The 1529-nt window shown below is 42.0% G+C and carries 1 protein-coding gene; it reads left to right on the top strand.

Annotated features, from left to right (window positions below; translation table 11 throughout):
* Nucleotides 1-69 precede the first annotated feature (69 nt).
* Nucleotides 70-1529, top strand: a 1460-nt coding sequence (locus ACOVQ4_RS01040; protein WP_421818818.1) for an AAA domain-containing protein, incomplete at its 3' end; no start/stop codon positions are given.

Here is a 1529-nt window from a genome sequence, read left to right as displayed (position 1 = left end):
CGCCGAAAGCCGATACATGAAAGCTTAAAGCACAATCTTAAACTTTATTTTGCGAACTAACTTATACTAATGTCTTATTTTGAAAATTTAACATCCTTATTACAAATAGAGCGAGAAGAAGATCGCGCTCAACATCGTCAATTAACTGAAAGTACCTCCGTGAGCGAGCGTCGAGCCAATGGATTTACGTGGTATCCTGTAGCTATCAGAGGGACTGAACTTACCAAGGGCGATTATATCAGCGTTGAGCTAGAACGAACCACTCATCATGATTTGGGGCATCTTTTTCGTTTTGGCGTGCCTGCTGCATTGTTTAGCAATCATAACCCATCCGAGGATAGGGTAGAAGGGTTGGTTTCTTTTCAAGGGGGTAATCGTTTAAAATTGACCCTAAAAACTGATGAACTCCCTGATTGGAGTCGGGATGGAAAATTGGGGATTGATGTTCTTTTTGATGAAAACAGCTATGACGAAATGTTTGCTGCCTTAAAAGTGGCACAGGTGCATTTAAAGGATGATAATTCTCCCAAAGCAAACTTGATAAAAGTGTTGACAGGGCACGTTCAGCCAGTATTTGATGAATACATACAAGCAAAACCAAGTTCAAAACTAAATGAGTTTCAGAATGCAGCCTTGAGTAAAATCCTTCAAGCCAAGGATTTGGCTATAGTGCATGGCCCTCCAGGAACTGGAAAAACTACAACTTTGGTAGAAGCCATTCAGCAATTAGCACAAAAAGACCAGGCGCCGATTTTGGTGGTAGCGCCCAGTAACGCTGCGGTGGATTTGTTGAGCGAAAAGTTGTCTATGGCAGGGCTCAATGTGCTGCGAGTAGGCAATCCAGCGAGGGTTTCGGATGCCTTGATGTCATTGACTTTGGAAGCAAAAATGACGGAGCATCCCGCCATAAAAGAAATCAAGCGATTTAAGAAGCAAGCGCAAGAGTTCAAAACCATGGCGCATAAGTACAAACGCAATTTTGGAAAAGCTGAGCGTGACCAACGAAAGTTGTTGTTTGAGGAGGCGCATAAAATCATGAAGGAGGTAGAGCGTACCGAGCAATATATGATTGATGATATTTTGACCAAAACTCAAATTGTGACCGCAACAATGGTAGGTGCCAATCATTACACGGTCAGGAAATTGCAATATAAAACGGTGGTGATTGACGAGGCTGGCCAGTCTTTGGAACCTGCTTGTTGGATTGCGATTTTGAAAGCACAGCGTGTGATACTAGCAGGAGACCACTGTCAGTTAGCACCAACTATCAAATCAAATGAGGCCTCGCAGAAAGGATTGAGTAAGACTTTATTAGAGAAATGTGTTGAAGCACATCCCGAATCTGTGGTATTGTTGCAAGAGCAATATCGTATGAATGAGTTGATTATGGGCTATTCTTCTCAAATATTTTACCAAAACTTGCTAAAAGCACATGATTCGGTAGCGCAACAAACCTTGTTTGATGGAGAGATTGCCTTGAATTTTGTAGATACCGCAGGTTGTGGTTTTGAGGAAAAATTAATTGGAAC

This window comes from Flectobacillus sp. (genome assembly GCF_049240685.1).
Taxonomy (GTDB): domain Bacteria; phylum Bacteroidota; class Bacteroidia; order Cytophagales; family Spirosomataceae; genus Flectobacillus.
Note: the sequence above shows the minus strand (reverse complement) of the source record. Positions and strands in the feature narration are given on the sequence as shown.